At 69.3% G+C, this 13,402-nt stretch carries 14 protein-coding genes; 9 read left to right on the top strand and 5 right to left on the bottom strand.

What is annotated here, in order from left to right:
- Nucleotides 1-8: 8 nt before the first annotated feature.
- Genes ACI3KU_RS05835 through ACI3KU_RS05820 form a run of 4 tightly spaced genes read right to left on the bottom strand, consistent with a single transcriptional unit; the run spans nucleotide 9 to nucleotide 5,584 of the window.
- A complete protein-coding gene (locus ACI3KU_RS05835; protein WP_404921353.1) occupies nucleotides 9-941 on the bottom strand; it encodes a Gfo/Idh/MocA family protein in 933 nt (310 codons plus the stop codon).
- Nucleotides 938-1,726 carry an MBL fold metallo-hydrolase gene (locus ACI3KU_RS05830; protein WP_404921352.1) on the bottom strand — a complete coding sequence of 263 codons (789 nt, stop codon included), beginning with the start codon at nucleotides 1,724-1,726 and terminating at the stop codon, nucleotides 938-940. The genes ACI3KU_RS05835 and ACI3KU_RS05830 overlap by 4 nt, the downstream gene beginning before the upstream one ends.
- Entirely contained in the window at nucleotides 1,727-4,297 is a 2,571-nt protein-coding gene (locus ACI3KU_RS05825) for a M81 family metallopeptidase (RefSeq protein WP_404921351.1), read from the bottom strand.
- 12 nt (nucleotides 4,298-4,309) lie between these two features.
- The gene (locus ACI3KU_RS05820) at nucleotides 4,310-5,584 is read right to left on the bottom strand and encodes an aspartate aminotransferase family protein (protein WP_404921350.1); all 1,275 of its coding nucleotides are present in this window, start codon (nucleotides 5,582-5,584) and stop codon (nucleotides 4,310-4,312) included.
- A 216-nt stretch (nucleotides 5,585-5,800) separates the two neighbouring features.
- Here ACI3KU_RS05820 and ACI3KU_RS05815 point away from each other — a divergent pair, with 216 nt between their 5' ends.
- The 7 genes from ACI3KU_RS05815 to ACI3KU_RS05785 all read left to right on the top strand — a co-directional run bounded on the left by ACI3KU_RS05815 (nucleotide 5,801) and on the right by ACI3KU_RS05785 (nucleotide 11,177).
- Nucleotides 5,801-6,559, top strand: coding sequence for an IclR family transcriptional regulator (locus ACI3KU_RS05815; RefSeq protein ID WP_404921349.1), 759 nt, complete (start codon nucleotides 5,801-5,803; stop codon nucleotides 6,557-6,559).
- 54 nt (nucleotides 6,560-6,613) lie between these two features.
- Nucleotides 6,614-6,952 carry a hypothetical protein gene (locus ACI3KU_RS05810; protein WP_404921348.1) on the top strand — a complete coding sequence of 113 codons (339 nt, stop codon included), beginning with the start codon at nucleotides 6,614-6,616 and terminating at the stop codon, nucleotides 6,950-6,952.
- 213 nt (nucleotides 6,953-7,165) lie between these two features.
- Entirely contained in the window at nucleotides 7,166-7,765 is a 600-nt protein-coding gene (locus ACI3KU_RS05805; RefSeq protein ID WP_404921347.1) for an alternate-type signal peptide domain-containing protein, read from the top strand.
- A gap of 170 nt (nucleotides 7,766-7,935) precedes the next feature.
- Nucleotides 7,936-8,442, top strand: a complete 507-nt coding sequence (locus ACI3KU_RS05800) for a TasA family protein (RefSeq protein WP_404921346.1) — start codon at nucleotides 7,936-7,938, stop codon at nucleotides 8,440-8,442.
- 4 nt (nucleotides 8,443-8,446) lie between these two features.
- On the top strand, nucleotides 8,447-9,910 hold the full coding sequence (locus ACI3KU_RS05795; protein WP_404921345.1) for a hypothetical protein: 1,464 nt from the start codon (nucleotides 8,447-8,449) through the stop codon (nucleotides 9,908-9,910).
- Complete coding sequence (locus ACI3KU_RS05790) at nucleotides 9,907-10,599, top strand: LPXTG cell wall anchor domain-containing protein (RefSeq protein WP_404921344.1); 693 nt, start codon at nucleotides 9,907-9,909, stop codon at nucleotides 10,597-10,599. Before ACI3KU_RS05795 ends, ACI3KU_RS05790 begins: the two co-directional genes overlap by 4 nt.
- A complete protein-coding gene (locus ACI3KU_RS05785; RefSeq protein ID WP_404921343.1) occupies nucleotides 10,596-11,177 on the top strand; it encodes a signal peptidase I in 582 nt (193 codons plus the stop codon). The genes ACI3KU_RS05790 and ACI3KU_RS05785 overlap by 4 nt, the downstream gene beginning before the upstream one ends.
- Nucleotides 11,178-11,194: 17 nt before the next feature.
- Here ACI3KU_RS05785 and ACI3KU_RS05780 read toward each other — a convergent pair whose 3' ends face one another.
- Entirely contained in the window at nucleotides 11,195-11,947 is a 753-nt protein-coding gene (locus tag ACI3KU_RS05780) for an EI24 domain-containing protein (protein ID WP_404921342.1), read from the bottom strand.
- A gap of 86 nt (nucleotides 11,948-12,033) precedes the next feature.
- On the opposite strand from ACI3KU_RS05780, the gene ACI3KU_RS05775 reads away from it, so the two are divergent.
- Together ACI3KU_RS05775 and ACI3KU_RS05770 are read left to right on the top strand one after the other, a co-directional pair.
- Entirely contained in the window at nucleotides 12,034-12,951 is a 918-nt protein-coding gene (locus ACI3KU_RS05775; RefSeq protein ID WP_404921341.1) for an aldo/keto reductase family oxidoreductase, read from the top strand.
- Nucleotides 12,948-13,388: a MarR family winged helix-turn-helix transcriptional regulator gene (locus ACI3KU_RS05770; protein ID WP_404921340.1), complete on the top strand. Its 441-nt coding sequence runs from the start codon at nucleotides 12,948-12,950 to the stop codon at nucleotides 13,386-13,388. The genes ACI3KU_RS05775 and ACI3KU_RS05770 overlap by 4 nt, the downstream gene beginning before the upstream one ends.
- Nucleotides 13,389-13,402 lie beyond the last annotated feature (14 nt).

Here is a 13,402-nt window from a genome sequence, read left to right as displayed (position 1 = left end):
CCGTCCGTTCAGGACCGCGACAGACGGGTGAGGACGTCGGCCACACGCAGTGCAGCGAGACCGTCTTCCGCGGTGACCTGGGGAACCGCCCCGTGGCGCACGATGTCGAGAAAGTGCTTCGCCTGCCGGGCGAACATCGCGTTTCGGGGTTCTGCATAGGACGCGGTGTGCACCTCACCGGTCTCTTCGCTGCGGATCGTCAGCTCGCCGCTCACGTCGACGGTCATCGTCGCGTCCGATCCGATCACCGTGCACACGCGTCGCCCTGGGTGGCGCAGATAGTCCAGATGGACGCTCACACCGACGTCACCGGAGCGCAGCAGTGCGTCAACGACGTTCGGCTGCTCGGTGTGCTCGCGGACGCAGGCCACGGTGCGCGCGTGTGCGGCGATCGGGGTGAGCGGGCCGAGGAACCAGCTCAGGTAGTCCCACTCGTGGCTGTAGTCCACGAAGAGTCGGTCGGGCTTCGGCTCCGCGAAGCGGTTGCGGGCGACGACGAGCGTCTCGTACGCGCCGAGGTCGGCGTGCGCGGAGACCGGTGTTCCGATCAGACCCTCGGCGATGCCGGCCGCAGCGGCCCGGAACACTGCCGCATGCCGCAGCACGTAGCCGACGAGCACGGGGCTGCGATCTGCCGTCGCGTCCACCAGCTGCTGGGCGTGCCCGACGGTGTCGGCGAGCGGCTTCTCCACGAGGACGGGGAGGTGGCGTTCCGCGGCCCAGCGGGCGCCGCTCAGATGATGCTCGTCGGGACTCGCCAGCACGAGGCCGTCCGGTCGGTGTCCGTCCAGCTCGTCGAGACGACTGACGACCGGGTAGGCGGTGGACTCGGCGAAGGACACCGGATCATGGACGACGACCTGGACGCCCGGGAGCCCGGAGAACACCTCGGCGTGACGGCGTCCGATGGAGCCGAAGCCACTGACGGCGATGACGGTCATGGAAGATCCCTTCGGGGGCGAGTGTCGGAATCGATGAGACGAGGCGGCTCAACGCCCGCATCGAGGGCGGTCAGCGCGATCGCCAGGTGGCTGGCAGCGCGTCGCAGCACCGGTGTGCCATGCCCGGGGAGCAGCCGGTCCGGCTCCGCGGCCGCGACCCGGCGGACCGATGCCTCCCACCGCGACAGATCCGTCTCCTCCGAGTCATCCAGCAGCGCGGCCCGACCCCGAGCGAAGATGAGATCGCCCGTGCAGGCCGAGACCGTTCCGTCCGCCTCGCGCACGAGCACGCTGAGGTGTCCGTCGGCATGTCCTTCAGTGAGGAGCAGGGTGAGCTCGGTGCCGCCGACCCGCAGGGTGTCTCCGTCCTCGACGACGTCGGCGCGCAGCGGTGCAAACGACACCTCCGCGGGGTACAGGCCAGCCGCTTTCGCCTGCTCCAGTCCGGAGCGCTCGGTGGCAGTGCCCTCGAGGACCGCCGCGACGGGGGCCGTCGCGAAGACCACGGCACCGGTGGCCGCCGACAGGGACGCGGCACCGGCGGCGTGATCGGCGTGGGCATGGGTCACGACGATCGCGGTGATCCGGATCGCCTCGCCGACGCGTCGTACGTTGGCGAGGACATCCGCGGATCCCAGACCGCAGCCGGCGTCGATCAGCACACCCCCGTGGCCGTCATGGATGAGGTAGATGTTCGCGTCGCTGGGGTGGCTGAGCTCGGGGCCGAGCCAGCCGCCGCCGACGAGGGCGATCGCCGGACTGAGGAGGAGGGGGACGGTGTTCATTCAGCGTGATTCCGGGACGCGGATGCGCGCCAGACGAAGAACGCGGCCCGCACCGGGGGAGAAGCTGTAGTGCACGACGAGGTGCTCTCCCGGCACCTCGGAGGCGACGATCACCGGATAGCCCACCTGATACTCGTAGGGCAGCGGCGACTCGGTTCCGGTCGGGAGTGCGAGCGGCGCAGACCACGCGGCCGCGTCCGCTGTGCCGATGCGCACCTCGACCGCCGCGCTCGTGACGAGGTCGTTCACCGTGCGTCGGTACGCCATCAGGAGTCGCCCGTCCGGCAGGAGGCGCAGACACGGCGATGTGCCCGCGAAGCCCAGCTCCCGCGGCGGGGTCCAGGTGCGGCCGTCATCCTCCGACGTGCTGGTGAACAGCGCAAGCGCGTCGCTCGCACCCGCCACGCCCTGCTGACGGACGATGGCGCGCAGCCGGCCGTCGCGGTCACGCTGCACCGAGGCCTCGTTGAACCCGCCGGTGACGTCGTGCGGACGAAACGATGCCTCGGCGATCTGAGCGCTGGTGTCCGCCGCCCGCGCCGTGCTTCCGCCGCCGACGTACTCGTCGTCCAGAGCGGCGACCGCGGCCCAGCCGATCGTGCCGCGCTCCTCCCACTGCCCGGTGTCCGAGGCGAACAACACGCCGGATCGCCAATGCTCATCCTGCGTTCGTCGGCCCCAGATCGGCATGATCTCGCCGCCGTCGACGGGAACCATCTCGCCGTAGACGGCGGGGAACGCGTACGGTGCCGGCAGTCGGGTGGGCGCACTCCAGTGCTCTCCGTCTGCCGATTCCACAACCCACACCGACAGCACCCGATCGGCGGCTTCCGTCGTGGGCCAGCTCACGCCGTTGTAGACGAACCGCACCGCGGTGCCATCCGGGCGGACGGTGAGAGACAGTGCGCTGACGACGGAGTCCTCGCCGTCGGCCGGGGTGGCGACCACCACCGGGGTCGACCACGACCGGCCATCGTCATCCGACCAGGCGGCGAGCGCCCGTCCGCCGGGCCAGCCGTCGGGGGTGTCCGACCACACAACGACGAGGCGCTGGCCGAGACGCGCGGCGGAGGGGAACATCGCCGGGGCCGGCGTCACGTCCTGGTGATCGACGAGTTCGGGAGCCTCGGGAGTGCGCGTGGCGTGGCGATAGGTCAGTCGCGACAGCACCTGGTCTGTCTCGCCGGGGGTGCCGGCGTCGATGATCCGATCCACGCGATCGGACCAGTCGGCCCGCAGCGCTGCGGCGCCCTTCAGGAAGATGACGGGGAACTCTGCCGGATCGATGCCGAGAGAACGGAACATGGCGCTGTCGTTCGGCTGGGTCGCCGCCGACTGCAGGAGCACGGTCAGGTTGTGCATCCGGATGACGGCGGCACCGCGCATGTCGACGCGGGCGCCGGTGGCCATCGGACCCTCGTTGTGGAAGACGCCGTCCGACACCGCGAGCACCTCGGCATCACCGGTGAGCGCTCCGCCGCTCGACGGAGCCGCTGCGCCGCCGACGCTGAGCGCGATCCGTGCGCCGACGCCGGCCGAGCGCGCCGCTTCGACGGCATCCGAGTCGGCGAGGGTGAGCAGGAAGGCGGTGTCGGGATACCGCAGCGCCTCGTGCGCGAGCCAGGTGGTGTCACCCGGGGAGCCGCCGTTGATGTTGTCGCCGGTGTCGGCGATCGCCACGCGTCCCGTTGCGTGCACCGCCTGCGCAACGGCATCCTTGGCGGAGGGGAACTCCCCGCTGAAGGCATCGACTGTGCGATTCGCGAGGGCGAGGAGATGCGCCACCGCCCGCCGGGCCACGTCGCGAGCGCCCGCATGAGCGGTGGCGGAGAAGCCCATCCCGGTGGCGCGGGAGTCGCCGAACGCGTAACCGGCGTGGATCGAGACATCCACGAGCCTCGGGTCCTGCTCCAGCTCATCCGCCAGCGCGAACAGGGCCCGCAGCGGCTCGCTCGACGTCAGCTGCGCCGAGGGGGGCGCGATCACGGGGAGGCCGGCGTGCTCGCGCTCGGGGACGAGTCGCCCGGCGATCGTCTCGCCCAGCAGCAGAGCAGCCCGATGTCCGCACGCCCAGGTGTCGATGTGCGGGTTCGTGCGATAGCCGACGAGGATCTCCACATCCGTGAACCGGGGAACCGCCATGTTGGTGTGCAGGTCGAGCACGAGGGCGACGGGAACACCGGGCTGACGGCTGCGGATGAGCGCGACGATCTCCTCCTCCGGATCGACGACCCCGGCCACGGCGAGGTCCCCATGCAGTTCGAGCAGAACACCGTCGAATCGGCCCGCGGAGAGCCCGTGGTCGATCTCGGTAAGGATGGCGTCGAAGGCCTCGCGCGTCACGATGCCGGAGGGCGTGGCGAACGCGCCGAAGATCGGGTGGATGACAAGGCCGGCGGCTTCTGCGCCGTCGAGGAAGCCGCCGCCCACGGTGCGCGTTCCGGTGAAGGCATCCGTGAGCTGCTCGCCGCGATACCAGCGCGCAGCGAACGCATCGCCGCTGGTCGGCCGGGAGGAGAAGGTGTTCGTCTCGTGGTAGACCGCCACGAACGCGACTGCGGGCGTCGACATCATCATTCCTCGTTACTCGTTCGCCAGCGCATCGACAAAGGCGGCGATGGTGGCATCGATCTGCTCATCCGTGTGCGCGGTGGACAGATAGAGACGCCCACCCGGCATGACGTAGATGCCTCGGGCCAGCAGGGCGACGGCAAGGCGATCGTAGCGCGCCTGATCTGCGGCGAAGAAGTCCCTGGTGTCGCTCACCTGTGTGACCCCGAACGCGAACTGGACGACCGGTCCCATTTGATTTACCGCACCGACGATGCCTGCCGCGGCGAGAGCGCCGCGCAGTCCGTCGGCGAGGCGCGCGCCGCGTCGTTCAAAGTCCTCGTACACGCCCTCCTCGCCGAGCTCCGCCATCGTGGCGACCGCGGCGGCGAGCACCAGCGGGTTGCCGTTGTAGGTGCCGGCGTGGGTGACGCCCTGCTGCGTGAGGTCGAGCAGTTCTGCCGAACCGACGATGGCCGCCAGGGTGAGTCCACCCGCGATGGCTTTGGCGAGCACCACGAGGTCGGGCACCACACCGAACCGCTCGACAGCTCCACCTCGGGCGATGCGGAGGCCCGTGATGACCTCGTCGAAGACCAGCACGACTCCGTGGGCCGTGCACAGTTCGCGCACGGTCTCGAGGAAGCCAGGCGGCGGAGCGATCACCCCGGAGTTGCAGAGCACGGGTTCGAGCACGACCGCGGCGATGTCGGCGCTGTTCTCCAGCACGATCCGCAGGGACTCCGCATCGCCCCAGGGGACCAGCTCCAGCTGCGCCAGCGCCTCGGGAGCCTGTCCGCGGGTCTCCGCCACCACACCGCCGTCGTCGGCGAACCTGCGGTAGCCGAGCAGCATCGTGTCCGACCAGCCGTGGTAGTGGCCGGTGAACTTCACGAAGCGCTGACGTCCGGTCGCCGCGCGCGCGATCCGCAGAGCGGCGAGGTTCGCCTCGGTTCCCGTGTTGGACCACAGAACCCTGTCGAAGTCCGGGTACAGGGCGAGCAGCGCCTCGGCCGCTTCGATCTCGAAGCGGTGACCGGCGCCGTAGGTGGCTCCGCGGGTGATCTGATCGGTCACCGCCGCCACCAGGCGCGGGTTGCCGTGCCCGAGGATGTTCGGTCCCCACCCCAGCACGTAGTCGATGTAGACGTGGCCATCCACGTCGGTCAGCGTGGCTCCCGCACCCCCGGAGAAGAACAGCGGGTGTGGTTTCGCCGCTGCGCGCAGACCCGTCGACACACCGCCGCTCAGGGAGCGCCTGGCGCGCTCCCACATGCGCCGCGACTCTGCCCACTCCGCATGAGACATCCGCCTGATCCTCTCCTGCCCCCGGAAGAGGCGTTTCATTGTGCGTAACGACTTGTTCCAAAATATGGGGACGAGTGGGTTTCGTCAACCCAGAATGAGCCTGTCTGTTTTGTTCAGTGGAACATCCGCGTGGTGCCGGCAGTAGACTCGTGACATATCGGAGGCCGTTCGACTGTGGCGATCGTCCTCATCTTGATCGCAGGGGAGCAATCGAACATGAGCGACGCCAATTACTCGATCCGTTCGGTCCAGCGGGTGTGCGACATCCTCGACCTCGTGCAGTCGAATCCGGACGGACTCAGTCTCATGGACTTCGCTCAGGCGACGGAGCTGCCCAAGAGCTCGGTCTTCCGGTATCTCGCCACCCTGGAACAGCGCGGCTATGTCGAGCGCACGGAGACCGGCGACTATCGGCTCGGGCTGTCATTGATCGGCGAGCGCATCGACACGGTGGCGCGCCGACTGCGCCCCCAGCTGGAGCGGCTGCGCGATGCGCTGGGGGAGACCGTGAACCTCGGACTGCTGGACGGCGACCGCGTCGCCTACCTCGAGATCGTCGAGAGCCTCGCATCGATCCGCAACGCACCCCATCAGGGGGAGCGGGAAGTCATCCACGCGACGGCGCTGGGCAAGGTCCTCGCGGCCAAGATGGCTCCGGCCGAGGTGGAGGCGATCCTGAAGCGGGAGGGGATGGCCAAGCTCACGGCGAACACCATCTCCACGGTGTCGGACTTCATGGCCGAGCTGGAGCGCGTGCGCGAGCAGGGTTTCGCGGTGGACGACGAGGAGAATGAGATCGGTGGTCGTTGCGTGGCGGTGGCCGTCACGGGCACGACACTCCCGCTGGCGGTCAGCCTCTCGGCGCCCACCAGCCGCCTCCCTCGGGAGGACGTCGTTCGTGTGGCCGGTGTGATGGCGGCGGCTATTTCGCAGGCGGCGGCTTTCGCCGACACGGAGATCGTGCTCTCGCAGTAGTCAGGTTCCGCGATCGGTGGCGGGCTCGGACCCTCGGGTCGCTACCCTCGAACCATGGAACTGCAGACCGCGACCTTCTTCGTGTCACTCGCCGCGCTCGTCATCTCGCTGCTGGCATTGGCAACGGCGGTGCGGACGTCGCGCTACCGCAACGACAGCACGACCCGCACGCTTCCCGGCGGCGCAGTGCTCAATCCCGGCGGGAGTCCCGTCTCGCCCCCGCCTGGTCCTCGCGCGGCGGAGCCGAATAGCACATTCGAGGTCCCTGCCGAGGTCGTGCAACTGGCGCGACAGGGAGAGAAGATCCAGGCGGTCAAGGCGTTGCGTGACGCACACCCCGGCCTCGGTCTCGCCGAGGCGAAGCGTGCCGTGTCCGCGTTGTCTGGGCTCTGACCGACGCTTTTCTGCCAGCGATCGGGGCGAGGTTTGTGCATGTTGCACAATCCTGGAAAATCGGCGCGAAAAGGGAGGGAAATGGTGCTGAATCTCATGCACAATTACCGCAAGCTCCCCGCCCGAATCTCTGGGTCACCCACCCGGAGATGAATCCGAAAGGTTCTGTGAGGGGTGCCCGGAAACTCCCCCACTCCGAGAACCCGAGGAATCATGAAGAAACTCACCAAGGCCGCCATCGCCGCCGCCGCCGGCACAGCACTGCTGCTGGGAGCCGGCGGAACGCTCGCCTCCTGGAACGCCTCCGTCTCCGCCGGATCCGCCACGATCACCGCCGGTGACCTCGCCTTCGTGGAGACGGCGCCGACCGGCACCTGGCAGGTGAAGAAGAACGCAGCAGCCACCGCGGTCGCCATCGCCGACATCAGCACCTTCCGCGCCGTACCCGGCGACATCCTCATCTACACGTCCACCGCCACCGTTCGCGCGCGGGGTGACAACCTCGGCTTCACGGTGGGGCTGACGCCCGGCTCCATCGCCGGTGCGACGGCCGGCGCTGCGGACACTGCGCTGGCCGCGACGCTCTCCAGCGCCGTCACGTACGCGGTGACCAGCACCGCGCCCGGAGTGACCGTCACGAACAACTCGTTCACGATCACCGACGTCGGCGCGGCCGAGAAGACCTACCCGGTCACCGTCACCGCGACCATCACCTGGCCGTTCGGGACCTCCGGCTCCGACAACGCGAACAAGACGGGTGCGGTGAACCTGTCGCAGTTCGCCATCCTCGTGGCCCAGGTCGCGGCCTCCTGAGCGAACGCGGGTGCCGGAGGTTCCGTTCCGACGGCACCCGCCTCTCACACATGACGACGGCTGAGGACACCGGTACGCAGGAAACCCCCGTTCGGGGTGCCTCGCGACGCAGCGAACGCGCACGCCGCGCGCTCGCTGCTCGGCGTGCGCATCGGCGCGGGGCTCTGACGATGACCGCGGTCATCGCCGCAGGTGTCGTGGTGGGGCTGGCCGGAGTCGGCGGCACCTACTCCTTCCTCTCCGCGCGCGCCACCTCGCCGACGAGCGTCGTGAAGGCGGGCTCGCTGAACCTCACCGTCGATGGCGGCCAGAGTGCCGTCATTCCGGCCTTTCAACTCGCCCCCAGCAGCTGGCAGCTTCGCTCCGTCACCGTGATGAACACGGGGGATGCGCCGGCCACACTCACGGCATCGACGGCGATCACCAGCACGGACCCGCTCTCGGCGGATGCCGTCGCGCGACTCACGACCGTTCCGTTCGGATCGTCCTGTGTCGCCGGAGCTGCTGTGCCGACGACGCCCATCACGGGGTTCACGACCGGCGTCGGCTCCCTCGCTCCCGGCGCGCGAATCGTGCTGTGCCTGGAGGTCGGGCTGCGCCCCGGGACCTCGGCGGATCGCAGCGGACAGGCCGTCGCATTCCAGCTCACCCTCGCGGGGCAGCAGCAGGCGGGGTGAGGAGATGACCACCGCACGCCGCCGCTCCCGCTCCTGGGCCGCGTTCGTCATCGCGCTGATGACAGTGCTCATCACCGGTGTCGCCAGCACATCGGTGGCGTCGTGGACAACCGCGGTGACGGCAACCGGTGCCGTCACGACCACTCGCGTCGCCATCACCCAGCAGGGGTTCGGCGCCCTCTCCGCCACCTACCTCAACAGCTCGATCAACCCGCTCGCCGCCGACTTCCAGAGCCCGGGTCTCGCCAGCACCGGCCTGTTCACAGTGACCAATACGGGCGCCGCGGCCGGGGCCGCGACCATCACGCTCGCCGCCGGCACCGGCGGCCTCGGCACCGCGCTGAACCGAACAGTCTGGCCGGTCGCGCAATCCGGCGACTGCACACCTCAGTCCGCTGTCGGCTCCGCCATCTCGACCATCGGCACCACCTGGGCCTCGGGTGGATCCTTCTCCACGGCGTCGCTGGCCGCGGGTGCCTCGGCGACCTTCTGCGTGCGATCGTTCGCGGATCGCACGGCGCTGGCGCATGTCAGCGGAGCGCAGACGGTGTCCGCCAGTGTGTCGGCGACTCTGTCCGCCGCCGGCTGGACCGCGACGCCAGCGACCGACACCCTCACGCTGAAGACGGTGGCGGTGTATCCGCTCACAGCGACGATCACCCCGGACAACAGCCAGCTCGGCTGGATGAAGCTTCGCCTGGCGAACGATCCCACGACCTGCCTCCAGATGGCAGGCGACGCCGGTGTCGGGGGATCCGTGAACGTCGGCCCCTGCGTCGCGGCTGGCCAGACCAAGCCCTACACCCGCTCGATCTGGCAGCTGACGGGTGCCATCGCGAACAACACCATCCTCACCCTGCGCCCGGGAACCGCGACCACCGCGCGCCTGGCCGCGGCAGCGGACGGCACCGTGAGCCCAGCGGCCGCGAACGCCGTGCTCGGAGCCGGGGGCAGCGCGCAGAATCAGCGCTGGTTCGTGCAGGAGCGGCAGCCGCAGCGGTACCAGCTGGTCTCGATGCTCAACGGCAAATGTCTCGGTCTGGTGGCGGGCGTAGGCCGACTTGTCGACTGCACGGACCCCGCGACCATCGTGTTGAGCACACCCGAGACGATCATGCCGACTGCCGCTCTGGGGCTCCTCGGTCTGAACGTCGCAGCGACCCTCGACATCGGGGCGATCCGGGCGACGTCGACGGCGCCGGGCTACAAGGTGCAGATCGCCAACAGCGCGAATCCCACCACCTGGAACTCGTGCGTGCTGCTCGGGCTCGGCCAGGCCGTGCTCCAGCCCGGCAACAGCTCTGTCTCCTGTGTCATGTTGCTCACCGCAGGTCAGGCCAACTACATCCGGGTGACCGATGCCAGCTCGGATAGCGACATCATCATGCAGTTCGTCACAAAACTGACGTGCACGACCATTCTGACGCTGATCTGCTCCGATCCGACCGTGAGCGGGGTGACCAGGTGAGTGCGCGGCATGCTCGCCTGATCGCGACCGCCGTCATCGCGTGGGCGTTGGCGATGAGCCCCGTTGCCGCGCACGCGGCGCCCTACCCCGACGCCGACGCCGGCCCGCTGGAGGTGTCCCACGATGGAATCACCTTCGCAGACGGCGACGAAACGCTGTTCGACGCGATCGAGCGGGTGGTGCCGGGAGACCGAATCACCGAGTCACTCTGGGCACGGAGCACAGCAACCACCGCGGGGCGGCTGGGAATCGAACTGACCGACGTTGTCGCGGACGATCGCTCTCTCGCGCGGGCGATCAGCGTCACGATCCGCGTCGACGGCGCTCTGGTAGGCACCCTGACGCTCGCCGACGCAGACACGGCGTGCGTGATGATCAACGATTCGACGCTGCTCCCGCCGGGTGGCACGGCCCGCGTGGACGCGGAGCTGATCGTCTCCGATGCGCTCGGGGGAGAGTCTCTACCCGGCGGGCAGGACGGCAGCGTCGGCTTCGGCGTGCGCGTGACCCTCACCGATGTGGCCATGCCGGCTCGCGGGCCGGGTCCGTGCCGTGCCGTTCCCGCCCCCACCACCCAGCCGGGCGCACTCCCGCAGACCGGCGCCCCGTCGCTGGCCGTGCTGACGATCCTCGCGCTGGGCGCGACAGTCGTCGGCGCAGTCGCGCTGTGGAGCCGGAGGACGCGATGACAGAAGCCCCGCCGACGTCCCGCCGCGACGATCGCGAGCGGCGACGAGCGAGCCCTGAGCGCAGCCTGGTGTCGTACCTCGGCAGCGCCGCGATGGCCGTCATCCTGGTCGTAATCCTCGCGATCGCCGCGGCAGCCATCGTGGTGCCGGCGGTGACGGGATCGACCGCGCTCACCGTGCTCACCTCGTCGATGACGCCGAACCTGCCGCCGGGCACCCTCATCGTCGTGCGTCCCACCGAACCGGACGACATCCACCCCGGCGACATCGTCACCTACCAGCTGCGCAGCAACGAGCCCGAAGTGGTCACCCACCGGGTGATTCAGCGCACCGCGCTCGCGGACGGACAGCTGATCTTCATCACGCAGGGTGATGCCAATCCCACGCCCGATGAGACTCCCGTGCAGGAGGTGCAGATCCGCGGAACGCTCTGGTACGCGGTGCCGTATCTCGGCTGGGTCAGCGTGTGGCTGACGGGTCCGTGGAAAGTGTGGGCGATTCCGCTCGCCGCGTTCCTTCTCTTCGGCTACGCCTTCATTCTCGTGCTCTCTCATGTGCGAGAGAAGCGGCGTTCATAGCGCGCATTCCGGGGGATTCACGCCTTCGGTGCGCGGGGAACGCCCTCTTCGCCCAGCAGGCGACGACACAGGACCGTGGCACCGGCGACCGCGGTGGGCAGCACCACGATGGGTGCCAGCGGGATGAGCATCAGCAGCTGGGTCATCGCTCCGAATCCCCAGACGCGTGCCCGGTCGCGTCGGCGCACGTCGCGACGCTGGCGCCGATCGAGGCCGCGATGGGTGAGCGCGCGAGAGGTGAGCTCGTCGGCGAGCACACGACCCGTCAACAGCACCCCGACGACCGGGCCGAGCACGGCGCCGACCACCGGGATGAACCCGATGAGCGCCGCAACGAGCGAGGCGACGATTCCCTTCAACACCAGCACGATGCCGTCGGCAATGCTGCGGCCGACACCGTAGGGGCGATCAGGAGCCTGGCCACCGTCCTGGGTCTCCACGGCCCGCCAGACCTTCTCATAGAAGGGGTCGCCGATCGCGAGTGTGAGGGCGACGAACACGACGCTGGCCAGCAGCGCCGTTCCCACCAAGACCGCCAGCGTGGCGGCCACGCGCACGAGGGACGACCACACTGCCGGCCAGGAGTCGAGGAACGGCGTCCAGTCATCGATGAAGGCCGGCACCGTGAGCGCGACCGAGACCCACGCCGCCAGCAGAATGACACCCGCGATGACGGCCGGCACGAGCGCCAGCGCCATCGCCCTCGGCTGGCGCCGCCACCAGGTCGCGGCGCGAAACAGGTCGAGGGCACCCTGGAGGAAACGCTGCATGCCCCACACCCTACGGGGCCGGGGTGCCGCGGCGCAGCGGCCGACGCCGGCTCGGGGCGGTAGCGTGGAACACGGAGAGGATGGCCATGAAGAGGATCACCATCGGTGCCGGTACCGGGCCGAACATCGTCGCAGGAATGATGCGCATCGCCGAGATGTCGGACGATGCGGTTCGCAAGCTGGTCGGCAGCGCGCGCGATGCCGGTATCGACTTCTTCGATCACGCCGACATCTACGGCGGCGCCCTCCACGCGAGCGAGCGACGGTTCGCCGAGGCGATGGCCCTCACCCCGTCCGAGCGGGAGCAGATCACGTTGCAGACGAAGGCCGGCATCGTTCCGGGGGCAGGCTACGACTTCTCCTACGAGCACCTCGTCTCGTCGGTCGAGGGGTCGCTGCAGGCGCTCGGCACCGACTACATCGACATCCTGCTGCTGCACCGACCCGATGCTCTCATGGAGCCGAACGAGGTGGCGCGTGCGTTCGATGACCTCTACGACTCCGGCAAGGTGCGCGCGTTCGGTGTGTCGAATCACACCCCGCGCCAGATCGAGTACCTCTCGCGCTGGATCCGCCGACCGATCGTCGCCAACCAGTTGCAGCTCTCCCTGCTGCACGCGCCGATCATCGCGCAGGCCGTCGCCATGAACACCCGCTACGACCAGGCCGTGGATCGCGATGGTGGCGGCATCCTCGAGTACTGCCGCGACGAGAACATCACCGTCCAGGCGTGGTCTCCGATGCAGGGACCGAACGGCGTGTTCCTGGGCTCGGACGCGCATCCGGAGCTCAACGCGGTCATCGACCGGCTCGCCGCGAAGTATGACGTGCCGCCGATCGCCATCGCCACCGGCTGGATCACGCGTCATCCCGCGAACATCCAGGTGGTGATGGGAACCACCAGCCCGCAGCGCATCGCCGACGCCGCGCTCGGCTCCGAGATCCCGCTCACCCGTGCCGAGTGGTACGAGCTGTTCACTGCGGCGGGGCACGTGGTGCCGTGAGCACCGAACCCGATCGGCGACAGCGGCGCCCGGAGCCGGTGAGTCCGGTGGTGGCGCTGCTGACGTTGTCGTCGGTGTGGGATGCCGAGCTCGGAGCTGCGCTGGCGGACCTTCGGCTGACCACGCGGAAGTACGCGCTGCTCGCGCACATCCACGGTTCGCCCGGAATCTCGTTCAGCGAGCTCGCCCGACGCAGCCAGATCACGGTGCAGTCCGCGCACACGGCGGTGAAGGCGCTCGTCGCCGACAAGCTGGTGCAGGACGGCACCGCTCACGCAGGCGCCGCATCGAACCTGCGCTCCACGCCCGCGGGTGAGGCGGCACTTCGCGAAGCGGGGGAGCGCGTCGCCGCCCTCGATGCGCGCTTGCACCACTCGGCACCTGCGCTTGCGGCGGCACTCGTCAGCACGGACGACGAGCCGCACCTGGCACGCTGACTCGCAGTCGGCGC

Origin of the sequence: Microbacterium sp. ZW T5_56 (assembly GCF_044987425.1) — a bacterium.
Classification (GTDB): Bacteria; Actinomycetota; Actinomycetes; order Actinomycetales; family Microbacteriaceae; genus Microbacterium.
The sequence above is the reverse complement of the archived record's forward strand: the minus strand, read 5'-3'. Positions and strand labels throughout refer to the sequence as shown.

Bases quoted from the DNA above. Each gene is read 5' to 3' on its own strand.
- ACI3KU_RS05775 (WP_404921341.1), top strand. From the start codon at position 12,034: ATGAAGAGGATCACCATCGGTGCCGGTACCGGGCCGAACATCGTCGCA.
- ACI3KU_RS05835 (WP_404921353.1), bottom strand. From the start codon at position 941: ATGACCGTCATCGCCGTCAGTGGCTTCGGCTCCATCGGACGCCGTCAC.
- ACI3KU_RS05805 (WP_404921347.1), top strand. From the start codon at position 7,166: ATGAAGAAACTCACCAAGGCCGCCATCGCCGCCGCCGCCGGCACAGCA.
- ACI3KU_RS05780 (WP_404921342.1), bottom strand. From the start codon at position 11,947: ATGCAGCGTTTCCTCCAGGGTGCCCTCGACCTGTTTCGCGCCGCGACC.
- ACI3KU_RS05830 (WP_404921352.1), bottom strand. From the start codon at position 1,726: ATGAACACCGTCCCCCTCCTCCTCAGTCCGGCGATCGCCCTCGTCGGC.
- ACI3KU_RS05785 (WP_404921343.1), top strand. From the start codon at position 10,596: ATGACAGAAGCCCCGCCGACGTCCCGCCGCGACGATCGCGAGCGGCGA.
- ACI3KU_RS05815 (WP_404921349.1), top strand. From the start codon at position 5,801: ATGAGCGACGCCAATTACTCGATCCGTTCGGTCCAGCGGGTGTGCGAC.
- ACI3KU_RS05810 (WP_404921348.1), top strand. From the start codon at position 6,614: ATGGAACTGCAGACCGCGACCTTCTTCGTGTCACTCGCCGCGCTCGTC.
- ACI3KU_RS05820 (WP_404921350.1), bottom strand. From the start codon at position 5,584: ATGTCTCATGCGGAGTGGGCAGAGTCGCGGCGCATGTGGGAGCGCGCC.
- ACI3KU_RS05825 (WP_404921351.1), bottom strand. From the start codon at position 4,297: ATGTCGACGCCCGCAGTCGCGTTCGTGGCGGTCTACCACGAGACGAAC.
- ACI3KU_RS05795 (WP_404921345.1), top strand. From the start codon at position 8,447: ATGACCACCGCACGCCGCCGCTCCCGCTCCTGGGCCGCGTTCGTCATC.
- ACI3KU_RS05800 (WP_404921346.1), top strand. From the start codon at position 7,936: ATGACCGCGGTCATCGCCGCAGGTGTCGTGGTGGGGCTGGCCGGAGTC.